General features: G+C 63.9%; 14 protein-coding genes and 1 tRNA gene. 3 read left to right on the forward strand and 12 right to left on the reverse strand.

What is annotated here, in order from left to right:
- Positions 1–93: 93 nt before the first annotated feature.
- The 10 genes from pheS to WS66_RS22475 form a co-directional block, all read right to left on the reverse strand.
- Positions 94–1,107, reverse strand: coding sequence for a phenylalanine--tRNA ligase subunit alpha (gene pheS / locus WS66_RS22425; protein ID WP_059608580.1), 1,014 nt, complete (start codon positions 1,105–1,107; stop codon positions 94–96).
- A gap of 149 nt (positions 1,108–1,256) precedes the next feature.
- Positions 1,257–1,616: a 50S ribosomal protein L20 gene (gene rplT / locus WS66_RS22430; RefSeq protein ID WP_004192938.1), complete on the reverse strand. Its 360-nt coding sequence runs from the start codon at positions 1,614–1,616 to the stop codon at positions 1,257–1,259.
- A 30-nt stretch (positions 1,617–1,646) separates the two neighbouring features.
- Entirely contained in the window at positions 1,647–1,844 is a 198-nt protein-coding gene (gene rpmI, locus WS66_RS22435; RefSeq protein ID WP_004191477.1) for a 50S ribosomal protein L35, read from the reverse strand.
- Between the two features lie 190 nt (positions 1,845–2,034).
- Positions 2,035–2,559 (reverse strand): translation initiation factor IF-3, encoded by a 525-nt coding sequence (gene infC, locus WS66_RS22440; protein ID WP_071734130.1) that lies wholly within the window; start codon positions 2,557–2,559, stop codon positions 2,035–2,037.
- 49 nt (positions 2,560–2,608) lie between these two features.
- A complete protein-coding gene (gene thrS, locus WS66_RS22445) occupies positions 2,609–4,516 on the reverse strand; it encodes a threonine--tRNA ligase (RefSeq protein ID WP_059608581.1) in 1,908 nt (635 codons plus the stop codon).
- Positions 4,517–4,787: 271 nt separating this feature from the next.
- Positions 4,788–4,864: transfer RNA gene (locus WS66_RS22455), tRNA-Val, on the reverse strand.
- 97 nt (positions 4,865–4,961) lie between these two features.
- Positions 4,962–7,196 (reverse strand): RelA/SpoT family protein, encoded by a 2,235-nt coding sequence (locus WS66_RS22460; protein ID WP_059608582.1) that lies wholly within the window; start codon positions 7,194–7,196, stop codon positions 4,962–4,964.
- A 44-nt stretch (positions 7,197–7,240) separates the two neighbouring features.
- Positions 7,241–7,594, reverse strand: coding sequence for a RidA family protein (locus tag WS66_RS22465; RefSeq protein ID WP_014897238.1), 354 nt, complete (start codon positions 7,592–7,594; stop codon positions 7,241–7,243).
- An 80-nt stretch (positions 7,595–7,674) separates the two neighbouring features.
- Positions 7,675–8,571 (reverse strand): alpha/beta fold hydrolase, encoded by an 897-nt coding sequence (locus WS66_RS22470; RefSeq protein ID WP_059608583.1) that lies wholly within the window; start codon positions 8,569–8,571, stop codon positions 7,675–7,677.
- Positions 8,572–8,703: 132 nt separating this feature from the next.
- Positions 8,704–9,609 (reverse strand): LysR family transcriptional regulator, encoded by a 906-nt coding sequence (locus tag WS66_RS22475; protein WP_059608584.1) that lies wholly within the window; start codon positions 9,607–9,609, stop codon positions 8,704–8,706.
- Between the two features lie 138 nt (positions 9,610–9,747).
- Between WS66_RS22475 and WS66_RS22480 the strand changes: the two genes are divergently transcribed.
- The 3 genes from WS66_RS22480 to WS66_RS22490 are packed head-to-tail and all read left to right on the forward strand — an operon-like array spanning position 9,748 to position 12,079.
- Positions 9,748–10,305 carry an ester cyclase gene (locus WS66_RS22480; RefSeq protein WP_059608585.1) on the forward strand — a complete coding sequence of 186 codons (558 nt, stop codon included), beginning with the start codon at positions 9,748–9,750 and terminating at the stop codon, positions 10,303–10,305.
- Between the two features lie 11 nt (positions 10,306–10,316).
- The gene (locus tag WS66_RS22485) at positions 10,317–11,327 is read left to right on the forward strand and encodes a polysaccharide deacetylase family protein (protein ID WP_059608586.1); all 1,011 of its coding nucleotides are present in this window, start codon (positions 10,317–10,319) and stop codon (positions 11,325–11,327) included.
- Positions 11,328–11,365: 38 nt separating this feature from the next.
- A complete protein-coding gene (locus WS66_RS22490; RefSeq protein WP_059608587.1) occupies positions 11,366–12,079 on the forward strand; it encodes an SDR family oxidoreductase in 714 nt (237 codons plus the stop codon).
- Positions 12,080–12,157: 78 nt separating this feature from the next.
- On the opposite strand, the gene WS66_RS22495 is transcribed toward WS66_RS22490, so the two are convergent.
- The gene (locus WS66_RS22495; RefSeq protein ID WP_059608588.1) at positions 12,158–12,799 is read right to left on the reverse strand and encodes a CoA transferase subunit B; all 642 of its coding nucleotides are present in this window, start codon (positions 12,797–12,799) and stop codon (positions 12,158–12,160) included.
- Position 12,800: 1 nt separating this feature from the next.
- Positions 12,801–13,505, reverse strand: a complete 705-nt coding sequence (locus WS66_RS22500; RefSeq protein ID WP_012363722.1) for a CoA transferase subunit A — start codon at positions 13,503–13,505, stop codon at positions 12,801–12,803.
- Positions 13,506–13,638: the final 133 nt, after the last annotated feature.

Below are 13,638 nucleotides of genomic sequence, written 5' to 3' on the forward strand. Positions count from 1 at the left end.
TGTCTACGTTCGAAACAGGTTAGATCGGTGCCCGGCCCCCGTCGGAAACGTCCGGCGGGGCATGCGCGGGCACATGTCGGCGCGGCGCGTGCGTTATGCGAACTGGCGCAGGAAACGCAGGTCGTTCTCGAAGAACAGCCGGAGATCCTGCACGCCGTAGCGCAGCATCGTCAGGCGCTCGAGGCCGCTGCCGAACGCAAAGCCGATGTAGCGCTCGGGATCGAGGCCCATGTTGCGGATCACGGTCGGATGCACCTGCCCCGAGCCCGAGATCTCGAGCCATTTGCCGGCGTTCTTGCCGTGCTCGAACATCATGTCGATCTCGGCCGACGGTTCCGTGAACGGGAAATACGACGGACGGAAGCGCACGAGGATGTCGTCGCGCTCGAAGAATTTCTTCAGGAAGTCGGTATAGACGCCCTTGAGGTCGGCGAAGCTGATGTTTTCGTCGATCCACAGCCCCTCGACCTGATTGAACATAGGCGAGTGGGTCGCATCGCTGTCGACGCGATACGTGCGGCCCGGTGCGATCACCTTGATCGGCGGGCGGTTCATGCGCGCGTAACGCACCTGCATCGGGCTCGTGTGCGTGCGCAGCAGCAGCTGGCGGCCGTCGGCGTCCTTGCCTTCGACGTAGAAGGTGTCCTGCATCGAACGCGCCGGATGGTTCTCCGGGCTGTTCAACGACGTGAAGTTGTACCAGTCGGTCTCGATTTCGGGACCGTCGGCCACGTCGAAGCCGATCGAGCGGAAAATCTGTTCGACGCGCTCCCACGTGCGCATCACGGGGTGCAGACTGCCTGCACCGGCGCCGCGGCCCGGCAGCGTGACGTCGATCGCCTCGGCGGCGAGGCGCTGGTTCAGCAACGCATCGGCGAGCGCCTGGCGACGTGCGGTCAGCGCGGCTTCCACCTGCTGCTTCGCGACGTTGATGCGTGCGCCTTCGGTCTTGCGTGATTCGGGATCGAGCTTGCCGAGGCCCTTGAGCAACTCGGTCAGCGCACCCGACTTGCCGAGAAATCGTGCTTTCTCGTTTTCGAGCGTGGTGATGTCGGCAGCCTGTTCGAAGGACTGCTGCGCGTCGGCGACAATCTGGTCCAGATCCATAGATCCCATCATTTCCAACGTCATTCGGTCTTGGCGAGCGAAATCGCCCATCCAAACAAAAAAGGGGCTCGGAAGAGCCCCGTTTTCGCTGCAGCGGCCGAGACTACCGGAACATCGCTGCAACTAACCACGCAGTGCTAATTTCGCAATTAGGCTGCAACGGCGGCTTTCACCTGCTTGACGATCGCAGCAAAAGCAGCCTTGTCGAACACCGCCATGTCGGCCAGGACCTTACGGTCGAGTTCGATCGACGCCTTCTTCAGGCCGTTGATGAACACGCTGTAGGTCATGTCGTGCTGGCGAACTGCCGCGTTGATACGCGTGATCCACAGTGCGCGGAACACACGCTTCTTGTTGCGGCGATCGCGGTACGCGTACTGACCAGCGCGCATCACCGCCTGCTTGGCGATGCGGTAGACGTTATTGCGACGGCCGCGATAACCCTTGGCCAGGTTGATGATCTTCTTGTGGCGGGCCCGTGCGGTTACCCCACGTTTGACTCGAGGCATGTTTCTCTCCTTGGAGTATCAGTTGAGGGGTTACGCGAACGGCAGCATTGCGCGGACGGAGTTCAGATCGGAATCATGAACTGCCGTTGCGCCGCGCAGGTGACGCTTGTTCTTCGTGGTTTTCTTGGTCAGGATGTGACGCTTGAAGGCTTGACCGCGCTTGACGGTACCGCCCGGACGCACCACGAAGCGCTTTGCAGCACTCTTCTTGGTCTTCATCTTAGGCATGACGAACAACTCCAGTTTATTTGATGGCGATGGGTGTGCGGTTGGCTTGCGCCCTTGACCCGCCCTTCGAAACCCAGTCCACTTGTGTACGGCAAACCGCTTGCGCAGTTGCCGTCATTGTTGGCGCGCCGCCCTGACCGGGCGACGCACCGAACCACTTTCGAACCTGCGCGGCATGCGCGCGGGCCCGTTACTTCTTTTTCTTCGGCGAAAGCACCATGATCATCTGGCGCCCTTCCATCTTCGGCATCTGCTCGACCTGGCCGACTTCCTCGAGATCCGTGCGCAGACGCTCAAGCATCCGCATACCGATTTCCTGGTGAGCCATTTCGCGGCCGCGGAAACGCAACGTGATCTTCGTCTTGTCGCCTTCTTCGAGGAAGCGCACGAGATTGCGGAGCTTGACGTTGTAATCCCCGTCATCGGTACCCGGGCGGAACTTGACTTCCTTGACCTGGATGACCTTCTGCTTCAGCTTCGCTTCGTGCTGCTTCTTCGATTCCTGGTACTTGAACTTGCCGTAATCCATCAGACGGCAAACCGGGGGAACCGCTTGCGGCGCGATTTCCACCAGGTCAACATCCAGTTCTTCCGATTTACGGAAAGCATCAGCGAGTTTTACGATACCGAGCGGTTCGTTCTCGATCCCGACCAGACGCACTTCCGGCGCAGTGATTTCACCGTTGATGCGATGCGACGACTTATCAGTAGCGATGTTACGTTTCCTCTAAAAATTAAAAAAACGAGCCGCGCTGCCAGGGCGGTTACTTGAACGAGCGCAGGTCTTCCTGCAGACGCTCAACGAAGGCTTCGACCGGCATTACGCCAAGATCGACGCCGCCACGGGCACGCACGGCTACCGTTTGCGCATCACGCTCCTTATCCCCCACGACGAGGAGATAAGGCACCTTTTCCAGCGTGTGCTCGCGTATTTTATAGCTAATCTTCTCATTGCGCAAATCGGCCGTCACTCTAACCCCTTGTTTTTGCAACGATTGGGCCAGAGACTGCGCATATTCTGCCTGACTTTCGGCAATATTGAGCACAACTGCCTGGAACGGCGCGAGCCAGGCCGGCATTGCACCAGCGTGGTGCTCGATCAAAATGCCGAGGAAACGCTCCATCGAACCGACGATCGCACGGTGCAGCATCACCGGGCGGCGGCGGCTGCTGTCATCCGCGACATACTCGGCGCCGAGGCGCTCCGGCAGCACCATGTCGAGCTGCAGCGTGCCGCACTGCCACGAGCGGCCGAGCGCATCCTTGATGTGGTACTCGATCTTCGGGCCGTAGAACGCGCCTTCACCCGGCAGTTCTTCCCACGTCAGGCCGCAGGCCGTCAGCGCGTCGCGCAGGCCCTGCTCGGCGCGATCCCACGTCTCGTCCGTGCCCGCACGCTGGTCCGGGCGCAGCGACAGCTTGATGTCGATGTGATCGAAACCGAAGTCCTTGTACACGCTCATTGCCAGCGTGTTAAACGCGATCGATTCCGAGATGAACTGGTCTTCCGTACAGAAGATGTGCGCATCGTCCTGCACGAAGCCGCGCACGCGCATCAGGCCATGCAGCGCACCCGATGCCTCGTTGCGATGGCACGAACCGAATTCCGCGTAACGCAGCGGCAGATCGCGGTACGAGCGCAGGCCGTGCTTGAACACCTGGACGTGACCCGGGCAGTTCATCGGCTTGATCGCGTAGTCGCGCTTCTCCGACTCCGTCGTGAACATGTTCTCGCGGTAGTTCTGCCAGTGACCCGACGCTTCCCACAGCGAGCGGTCCATGATCATCGGCGTCTTGATCTCGAGGTAGCCGGCTTCGTTCACGCGGCGGCGCATGTACTGCTCGACCTGCTGCCACAGCGCCCAGCCCTTCGGATGCCAGAACACCATGCCCGGCGACTCTTCCTGCATGTGGAACAGGTCGAGCTGCTTGCCGAGCTTGCGGTGGTCGCGCTTTTCCGCTTCCTCGAGCATGTGCAGGTATTGATCCTGGTCTTCCTTCTTCGTCCAGGCCGTGCCGTAGATGCGCTGCAGCTGCTCGTTCTTCGAGTCGCCGCGCCAGTACGCGCCCGCGACCTTCATCAGCTTGAAGACCTTCAGCTTGCCGGTCGACGGCACGTGCGGACCGCGGCAGAGGTCCGTGAAGCCGCCGTGCGAGTACAGCTTGATTTCGTCGCTTTGCGGAATCGATTCGATGATCTCGGCCTTGTACTTCTCGCCGAGGCTGCGGAAATAACCGGCTGCCTCGTCGCGCGACACGACGCGGCGCGTCACCGGCTCATCCTTCTTCGCGAGCTCCTGCATGCGCTTTTCGATCTTTTCCAGATCTTCGGGCGTAAACGGGCGGTTATACGAGAAGTCGTAGTAGAAGCCGTTGTCGATCACCGGGCCGATCGTCACCTGCGCATCCGGATACAGGTCCTTCACCGCGTAGGCAAGCAAATGCGCGGTCGAGTGACGGATGATGTCGAGACCGTCGGCATCCTTGTCCGTGACGATTGCGAGCGATGCATCGCGATCGATGACCGTGGACGTATCGACCAGCTCGCCGTCGAGCTTGCCACCAAGCGCAGCCTTCGCAAGGCCGGGACCGATCGAGGCCGCAACCTCGGCAACTGTCACCGGATGCTCGTATTGTCGAACTGAGCCGTCAGGCAAGCGTATCGAAACCATAGCAATCTCCGTGATGCCGACAGTGGGCGGCAAACCAAGCACGCGATATCAAAGTCACGCGCGAAAATTTCGCGACAAAAAAAATGCGGCCCCGCTTTCGAGGGGCCGCATTCGATACTTCACTCAAACTGAAAGGGCGAAAACGTTCCTCGACTAGCGTCGCTCCGAAAAGGTTTCGGTCAACGTTCGCGGTGTCATAACCGTATTCGCCTTGTTCGCGTTGAGTTATTTACTGCATCGAACACCCGAAAACCGGGCATTCTCAATTCGTTGGTAGGCTCGATTGGACTCGAACCAACGACCCCCACCATGTCAAGGTGGTGCTCTAACCAGCTGAGCTACGAGCCTAAAGAAGCTGAGATTATATGGGGCTATCGTTCACTTGGCAAGCGCTTTTATGCGGTCGCAGCAAAATGATCGCGCTTCAACCCCATTTACGAGGGCGTCACGTCTTGCGCCCCGCCCGCACCACGCCCGGCACTTCGCCGAGCAGCGTGCACGCACGCTGCACCTGCGCGGAATTCGACACCTCGACCGTGAACTGCATGAATGCCGCATTCCGGCGGCTCTGCGTCTTCACGCCCACCACGTTCATCTTCTCGCGCGCGAATACTTCGGAGATATCGCGCAGCAAGCCTTGCCGGTCGCTCGCCTCGATCATCAGGTCGACCGGATAGACGGACACGCCACGGCCGCCCAGCACGTCGGCCGACCAGGTTGTCTGCAGCACGCGCTCCGGCGCCCGTTCGGCCATCCGCCGGAACGTCGGGCAGTCGCTGCGGTGAATCGACATCCCCTTGCCGCGCGTCACGAAACCGCTGATCGGGTCGGGCGGCGCCGGACGGCAGCAGCGCGCAAGCTGGGTCAGCAGCGCATCGACGCCAACCACCAGCACGCCGGTCGACGCGCCGTGCGCGACACTCGCCCCGCTGCTGCGCTTCTCGAAATCGGCGGGCGCCTCGGGTGCATGCTCGGGCGGCGGCGCATCGGACAGCGCATGCTCGACGTTGCGCAGGCTGAATTCTTCCTTGCCGACGACCGAGAACAGTTCCTCGGGCGACTTGAAGCCGAGCTTCGCGGCGAGGTTGTCGAGATTGACCGACGTCTTGCCCTCGCGCTGCAGCGTCTTTTCGACGAGCGCGCGACCATGCGCGATGTTCTCTTCCTGCTCGATCGAGTTGAACCACGCGCGCACCTTCTGCCGCGCACGCGGACTCTTCAGGTAGCCGAGCTGCAGGTTCAGCCAGTCGCGTGACGGCCCGCCCTCCTTCACCGCGACGATCTCGACCGTCTGCCCGTTCGCGAGCGACGTGTTCAGCGGGACCATTACGCCGTCGACGCGCGCGCCGCGGCAACGGTGGCCGAGTTCGCTGTGCAGGTGGTATGCGAAGTCGACCGGCGTCGCGCCCTGCGGCAGCGCGATCACGCGCGCCTGCGGCGTCAGCACGTAGATGTGGTCGTCGTCGAGCGACGTCTCGCGCAACTGCGCCCACGCCTGGTCGCCCGACACTTCGGTACCATCCTCGACGTCGTCCTTCCACGCGAGCAGCTGGCGCAGCCACGCGATCTTCTCGTCGTACTTGTCGCTCGCCGAAAACTGGCCGCCGTAGCCGCGGGCTCCCGCTTCCTTGTAGCGCCAGTGCGCGGCGACGCCGTACTCGGCGAAACGGTGCATTTCCTGCGTGCGGATCTGCACTTCGAACGCGCGGCCGTCGTCGCCGATCACGACCGTATGCAGCGACTTGTAGCCGTTCGGCTTCGGACGCGAGATGTAATCGTCGAATTCCTTCGGCACCGGCTGCCACAGGTGATGCACGATGCCGAGCACCGCGTAGCAATCCTTGATGTCCGGCACGATCACGCGGAACGCGCGCACGTCGTACAGCTCGGAGAAGTCGAGCTCCTTGCCGCGCATCTTGCGCCAGATGCTGTAGATGTGCTTCGGCCGCCCGCTCACATCGGCCGGGATGTGCGCTTCCGCCAGTTCGTGCTGCAGCCGCTCGATCGCCTGCGCGACGTACGCCTCGCGTTCGATGCGCTTTTCGTCGAGCAGCTTGGCGATGCGCTTGTAGGTAACCGGATCCTCGAAGCGGAACGCGAGGTCCTCGAGCTCCCACTTCAGTTGCCAGATACCGAGACGGTTCGCGAGCGGCGCATAGATCTCGAGCGTCTCGCGCGCGACGTCGGGAGGCGGATCGATCTTCGCCGCCGCGTAGTAACGCAGCGACTGCAACCGCGACGCCAGCCGGATCAGCACCACGCGGATGTCCTGCGCAAACGCGAGCAGCATCTTGCGCAACGCCTCGATCTGCGTGCGCCGCTCTTGCGCGGCGTCGCGCCCGGCATCGGGCATCACGCTCTGCGCGGCGCGCAGGCTGACGGTGCCGAGCCGCAGCAGCTTGCGCACGTCGGATACGAGCCGGGCGACCTCTTCGCCGAACCGTTCCGTCAGCTCCCGCTCGGGATCATTCAGGTGCGGTGTGAGCACGAACAGCGCGGCCGCCTGCATTGCGTGCGGGTCGACGTTCAGCGTGCGCATGATCGACGCCGTGCCCGCCGAGTGATCGGCGAGCAGTTCGCCCGAAGACAGGCGCGCGTCACCGGCACGCTCGCGCACGAACGCGAGCACGTCGTCGAACGACGGCGCTGTGACGGAAGAAGCGGAAACGGACTCGGTCATCGCACGGCCTGGCGTATCGCGGACATCGGAATGCTTCGCTTCGCTCAGCTCCGTTGCGCGGCGACGACGACGATCTCGACGAGCAGCGCCGGATCCGCGAGCTTCGCCTCGACGGTCGCGCGCGGCGGCGTATTGCCCTGCGCGACCCACGCGTCCCACTCCGCGTTCATGCCTTCGAAGTTCGCGAGATCCGAAATGTAGATCTGCACCGACAGCAGATGAGCCTTGTCGCTGTTCGCTTCGGCGAGCAGGCGGTCGATGTGGCCGAGCACTTCGCGCGTCTGGCCCTTGATGTCCTGGGTGGTGTCTTCGGCGATCTGGCCGGCCAGATACACGGTACCGTTGTGGATCGCGGTTTCGGAGAGACGCGCTCCGACGTGGTGACGAATGACTGCCATGGAATGTTCCGGTCGTGTGAGTGGGTGAGAATCGGCGACGACGCGGCCCGCGTGCCGCCGAACCGCATATTATGACGCGTTTATGCGCCCCCTTCGACGAAAAACCGGCGAGCGAGCGCAATCTGGTCGACGCCGATGAACGCCGGTGCATGGCCCGCGCCCCGGATCTCGGCCTGCGTCACGTGCCGGCCGCGACGCACCATCTCCGCCACCGTGTCGCGCGACAGCAGGTCGGAACGCTCACCGCGCACGACGAGCAGCGACGCATCGGTGGTCTCGATCGCGCGCCACAGCGCGGCCTCGCCGAGCGCGGCCAGCTCGGGCGTCGTCGCCTTGAACGGTTCGGCGATGCGCGGATCGTAGCGCATCGTCCAGCCCCCGTCGGGCAGCTCGCGCAGCAACGGCCCATTGATCTCGCGCCATTCGTCGTCGGTCAACGCACCGAACGGCAGCGACAGCGACGTCAGATAGTCGATGCCCTCCTGTTCGGTCGCGAAACACGGCTGCACGCCGAGGTATTCGCCGATACGCGTCAGCGAATCAGGCTCGATGCGCGGCCCGACGTCGTTGACGATCATCCGGCGCAGCGGCGAACCGGGCAGCCCCGCGAGCGCCATGCCGATCAGCCCGCCCATCGACGTGCCGAACCAGTCGACCGACTCGACGTCGAGCCGCGCGATCAGCGTGACCATGTCGGCCACATATTGCGGGATCGCGTAAAGCCGCGGATCGGCAAGCCAGTCGGAACGCCCGCGCCCGACCACGTCGGGGCAGACGACGCGATACGTATCGGACAACGCGGCGGCAAGCCGGTCGAAGTCGCGCCCCGAGCGTGTCAGCCCGTGCACGCAGACCACCACACGCGGATTGGCGGGGTCGCCCCATTCGGTATAGGCGACGTGGTGAAGGCCGGCGGCGCTCGCACACTGCACACGTCGCTGACGGGGAACCGGGGGATTCGCGGAAGTTGATGGCATCGTTGGCATCCTGTCGAACGGAGGCGGTGCGGCGGGCAACACTCGCGCCGCCCGATGCGAACGATTGTAAACCGCTTCGCAACGACGGGCCGTCACGCGGCCGCAGTCATCCGACGCATCGTTCGCAACCGCTCACGCATTGCGGCGCCACGTCTCGCGCAACTGGTCGCGCAGGAAATCGACGAAGGTCCGCACGCGCAGCGGCACGTGACGGCCGCCGGGGTATACGGCATGGAGCGGTGCGGCAGGCGCCGCGAACGTCGGCAGCACACGGACGAGCCGGCCGGCCTCCAGATCGGCACCGACGTCCCAGATCGACTTCAGCGCAATTCCGGCGCCCTCCAATGCCAACGTGCGAGCCGCACCGCCGTCGTTCGTCAGCAGTGCGGCCGTCACTTCGACCGCCACTGCACCGTTTGCACCGTCGAACCGCCACTCCGTACGAGGCTGGTCGCCCATCACGATGCATCGATGTGCACGAAGTTCGGCCGGATGAGCCGGCATCCCGTGCACGGCGAGATAGCTCGACGACGCGCATAGCACGCGATGATTCGGCGCCAGTTCGCGCGCGATCATCGTCGAATCGGCAAGGCTGCCGATCCGCACGGCAACGTCGATGTCCTGCGCGAGCAGATCGACGATCGTGTCGGTCAGCATCAGTTGCACGGTCAACTCCGGATGTTGCCGTTGAAACGCCGCGACGAGCGGCGCAATCCGCAGTCGGCCGAGTTCGCCGGGCGCCGTCAGGCGCAGCACGCCGCTGACCGTGCCGCGACGATCGCTCATCAGCGTTTCGGCGCGATCGACCTCGGCCAGGATGCGCAGCACCTGCGCATGGAACTGCGCACCGTCGTCGGTCAGCGTCTGCTGCCGCGTCGTCCGGTGCAGCAGACGCACGCCGAGCTGCGACTCGAGATGCGCGAGCCGCTTGCTGACGACGGACAGCGACAAGTCAAGCTCGCGCGCCGCCGCGGACAGGCTGCCGGCCGACACGATTCTCGCGAAGGTATCGAGCGCCGGGAGATCGTCGATCAGCATCGCGGCACCTGTCCAGCCTCGACATTTCCTTTTGTCGAATAATCCATTCGCCTTTTCCCCGTATTTAAGCTCGAAATGGAAACCTACCATACCTGTAGCGCGTCGCCCCACGACGCCATCCACAGGACACCCGAAACCATGTCGATTCACTTTCCTCCGATCGCACGCCCGATTACCCGCGTCATCGCTGCAGCGGCCTGTGTCGTTGCACTGTTGCCTGCAGCGTCCCGCGCCGCCGACCTTCTCGATCCGCACAGCCTGACCGTCGCGACCGACGTGCCGGCTACGCAGGCACGTGCGCAAATCCTCGCCGCGCGTCGCTACGGCACGTTCTGGAATACCGGTGATGCGACCCTCGCCCGCACCGCGCTCGCGGCCGATTTCGTCGACCGGACATTGCCGGCCGGCCGTGCGCAAGGTGTAGCGGGACCGCTCGCGGCGTCCAGCACGATGCGCGCAGCCATCCCCGACCTGCGTTGTGACATCGAACAGATGATCGTGGCGGGCGACCGTGTCGTCGTGCACCTGCACTTTCGCGGACATTTCACCGGCACGTTCAATGGCACGGCCGGAAGCGGACAGTCGATCGACTTCATCGCGACCGACATCTACCGGATCGACCATGGCCGGATAGCAGAAAACTGGCACATCGAGGACAACCTGACGCTGATGCGTCAGCTCGGGCTCGTCGGCTGACGGAGGAAACGATGACTGACAGCAATCACGGTTCGACGACGCATCCGGCTCGCCGCACGTTTCTTGCACAAGCGGGTGCCGGGCTGGCAGCCGGCATCGCGATGGCCGCGGGCGCCTCCGGGTCGGCAACGGCCGCCCCGACACCGGGCCCCGCATCGACAGGTACCGGCAGTTTCTGGCAGGGCGACACGCGCCTCGTCATCTCGATCTCGATGCAGTTCGAGGCCGGCGGACAACCGCCCAAGGGCGCGGACAGCCCGTTCCCGTCCGTCGAATTTCCGTCGTCGGTGCCGATCGATCTGGCCTCGGCCACGTGGTTCGCATATGGCTACCGTGAAGGAATTCCGCGCCTTCTCGACCTGTGGGACCGGCATGGCGTGAAAGTCACGTCGCACTTGATCGGAGAGGCCGCACGCCGGCATCCCGAACTGGCACGCGAGATCGTGACGCGCGGCCACGAAGCGGCCGCGCACGGCCCGAACTGGCGATCGCAATTCGCAATGAGCCGCGACGACGAGCGCCGCTTCCTCACTGAAGCTCGCGACATGGTTGAAGCTGTGACGGGACAGCGCCCGATCGGCTACAACTGCAACTGGCTGCGGCGCGGACCGAACACGCTGCCGCTGCTGCAGGAACTCGGCTACCTGTATCACATCGACGACGTCAGCCGCGACGAGCCCTTCATCGAAACCGTCGACGGCCGCGATTTCGCGGTCGTTCCGTACACGTTGCGCAACAACGACATCCTGCTGATCGAAGGCCGCAACTATTCCCCGACGATGTTCCTCGAGCAGATCAAACTCGATTTCGACCAGTTGTACGCGGAAGCCGGACAGCGGCGGCGATTGATGTCGATCAGCGCGCACGACCGGATTAGCGGCACGCCGCAGATGGTCCGCGCATGGGACGCATTCCTGCACTACGCTCGATCGCATCCGGGCGTAGCCTTCGTGCGCAAGGATGACATTGCCCGCTTTGCCCTGCACAGCCCGTCGACGGTGCGCGAAGCCGAAACGATCTGACCGGATTGCGCCCACCTCTTCACCTCGGAAGGACCACCATGAACGATTCACTCCACGGAAAGAAGGTACTCGTCGTCGGCGGCAGTTCCGGCATCGGTGCCGCCGCCGCGAAAGCATTCGCACAACTTGGCGCTGTCGTCACGATTGCATCGCGCGACCCGGCCAGGGGTAATGCAGATGCCACGCCGGGCGCGCCCGTGCGCACCGAAGCGCTCGACATCACCGATACGGCGGCCGTCGATGCGTTCTGCGCGCGCATCGGGCAGTTCGACCACGTCGTGATTTCGGCCGCGAAGACGGCGACGGGCCCGGTCCGCGCGCTGCCACTTGCCGACGCGCAAGCCGCGATGGACAGCAAATTCTGGGGCGCATACCGCGTCGCACGCTCGATCGATATCGCGCCCGGCGGTTCATTGACGTTCGTGTCGGGTTACCTCAGCGTACGGCCGAACGCATCGTCGGTACTGCAGGGCGCGATCAACGCGGCGCTCGAGGCGCTCGCCCGCGGCCTTGCACTCGAGCTGGCACCCGTGAGAGTGAATGCCGTGTCACCCGGCCTGATCGCGACGCCGCTGTGGGACAAGCTCGCACCCGATGCGCGCGACGCGATGTACGCGGGCGCCGCGCAGCGCCTTCCGGCACGCCGCGTGGGCCAGCCGGAGGACGTCGCGAATGCGATCGTATATCTGGCGACAACGCCTTATGCGACTGGCTCGACGGTGCTGATCGACGGCGGCGGTGCGATCGCGTAACGTATGCGGCCATGAAAAAACGCCCCGCGTTCCATAGGGGAACGCGGGGCGTCGAGCGTCGTGCCGGAAAGCCGGCGCTTACACAACCGCGCTCACATCGAGCGGCGCGCCCGTCTTCGCCTGGATCTCTTCCGCGCTCACGCCGTCGGCGAGTTCGAGCACCTTCAGGCCATTCGGCGTCACTTCGATCACGCCGAGATCGGTGATGATCAGGTCGACCACGCCAACACCCGTCAGCGGCAGGTTGCATTCGTCGAGGATCTTGTGCTGATCGCCCTTCGCGACGTGCTCCATCAGCACGACGACGCGCTTCACACCCGCGACGAGGTCCATCGCGCCGCCCATCCCCTTGATCATCTTGCCCGGGATCATCCAGTTCGCGAGGTCGCCCGTCTTGCTGACCTGCATCGCTCCGAGGATCGCGAGGTTGATGTGGCCGCCGCGGATCATCGCGAACGAATCGGCCGACGAGAAGATGGACGAACCCGGCAGCGTCGTGACGGTCTGCTTGCCGGCGTTGATCAGGTCGGCGTCGACTTCGTCCTCGGTCGGCGACGGGCCGATGCCGAGCAGGCCGTTTTCCGACTGCAGCCACACCTCGACGCCCGCCGGCACGTGGTTCGCGACGAGCGTCGGCAGCCCGATGCCGAGGTTCACATAGAAGCCGTCCTGCAGTTCCTTCGCCGCGCGCGCGGCCATCTGGTCACGATTCCAGGCCATGTCAGTCTCCTTTCGCGCGTACGACGCGTTGTTCGATACGTTTTTCGGGCGTCGCGTTCAGCACGATGCGCTGCACGAAGATCCCCGGCGTATGGACCTGGTCCGGATCCAGCGTGCCGTTCTCGACGATCTCCTCGACTTCCGCCACGGTGATCTTGCCCGCCATCGCGCACATCGGGTTGAAGTTGCGCGCGGTGCGGCGATAGATCAGGTTGCCGGACTTGTCGGCCTTCCACGCCTTCACAAGCGCGACGTCGGCCGTCAGCGACGGCTCGAGCACGTAGTGGCGATCGCCGAACTGGCGTGTTTCCTTGCCTTCCGCGATCACGGTGCCGTAGCCGGTGTTCGTGAAAAACGCCGGGATGCCGGCGCCGCCCGCGCGCAGCTTCTCGGCGAGCGTGCCCTGCGGCGTGAATTCGAGCTCGAGTTCGCCGGCCAGGTACTGCCGCTCGAACTCCTTGTTCTCGCCGACGTACGACGAGATCATCTTCTTGATCTGGCGCGTTTCCAGCAGCAGGCCGAGACCGAAGCCGTCGACACCCGCGTTGTTGCTGATGCAGGTGATGCCCTTGACGGCGGAATCGCGCAGCGCCGCGATCAACGCCTCCGGAATCCCGCACAGGCCGAAGCCGCCCACCGCGAAGGTCTGTCCGTCGCGGACGATCCCTTCCAGCGCGGCCGCCGCGCTTGGATAGACTTTGTTCATCTGTATGTCCCTTCCTCTATGGAAACCAGCAAAACCGGTTCACGCGCCCACTGGGCCGCAAGCCCGCCGCATCATTCTATGCATGCACGGCGATACCTGCGTCGAAGCGCGCTGTTTTTATATCGCGACAAGG

The organism is Burkholderia sp. LA-2-3-30-S1-D2, assembly GCF_001523915.2.
GTDB classification, from domain to species: Bacteria; Pseudomonadota; Gammaproteobacteria; order Burkholderiales; family Burkholderiaceae; genus Burkholderia; species Burkholderia diffusa.

What these genes read in the sequence shown, in the direction of transcription:
- thrS (WP_059608581.1), bottom strand. Translation starts at nt 4,516, where the DNA reads ATGGTTTCGATACGCTTGCCTGACGGCTCAGTTCGACAATACGAGCAT.
- pheS (WP_059608580.1), bottom strand. Translation starts at nt 1,107, where the DNA reads ATGGATCTGGACCAGATTGTCGCCGACGCGCAGCAGTCCTTCGAACAG.
- WS66_RS22490 (WP_059608587.1), top strand. Translation starts at nt 11,366, where the DNA reads ATGAACGATTCACTCCACGGAAAGAAGGTACTCGTCGTCGGCGGCAGT.
- WS66_RS22460 (WP_059608582.1), bottom strand. Translation starts at nt 7,196, where the DNA reads ATGACCGAGTCCGTTTCCGCTTCTTCCGTCACAGCGCCGTCGTTCGAC.
- WS66_RS22470 (WP_059608583.1), bottom strand. Translation starts at nt 8,571, where the DNA reads ATGCCATCAACTTCCGCGAATCCCCCGGTTCCCCGTCAGCGACGTGTG.
- WS66_RS22465 (WP_014897238.1), bottom strand. Translation starts at nt 7,594, where the DNA reads ATGGCAGTCATTCGTCACCACGTCGGAGCGCGTCTCTCCGAAACCGCG.
- WS66_RS22485 (WP_059608586.1), top strand. Translation starts at nt 10,317, where the DNA reads ATGACTGACAGCAATCACGGTTCGACGACGCATCCGGCTCGCCGCACG.
- WS66_RS22495 (WP_059608588.1), bottom strand. Translation starts at nt 12,799, where the DNA reads ATGGCCTGGAATCGTGACCAGATGGCCGCGCGCGCGGCGAAGGAACTG.
- WS66_RS22500 (WP_012363722.1), bottom strand. Translation starts at nt 13,505, where the DNA reads ATGAACAAAGTCTATCCAAGCGCGGCGGCCGCGCTGGAAGGGATCGTC.
- rplT (WP_004192938.1), bottom strand. Translation starts at nt 1,616, where the DNA reads ATGCCTCGAGTCAAACGTGGGGTAACCGCACGGGCCCGCCACAAGAAG.
- WS66_RS22480 (WP_059608585.1), top strand. Translation starts at nt 9,748, where the DNA reads ATGTCGATTCACTTTCCTCCGATCGCACGCCCGATTACCCGCGTCATC.
- WS66_RS22475 (WP_059608584.1), bottom strand. Translation starts at nt 9,609, where the DNA reads ATGCTGATCGACGATCTCCCGGCGCTCGATACCTTCGCGAGAATCGTG.
- rpmI (WP_004191477.1), bottom strand. Translation starts at nt 1,844, where the DNA reads ATGCCTAAGATGAAGACCAAGAAGAGTGCTGCAAAGCGCTTCGTGGTG.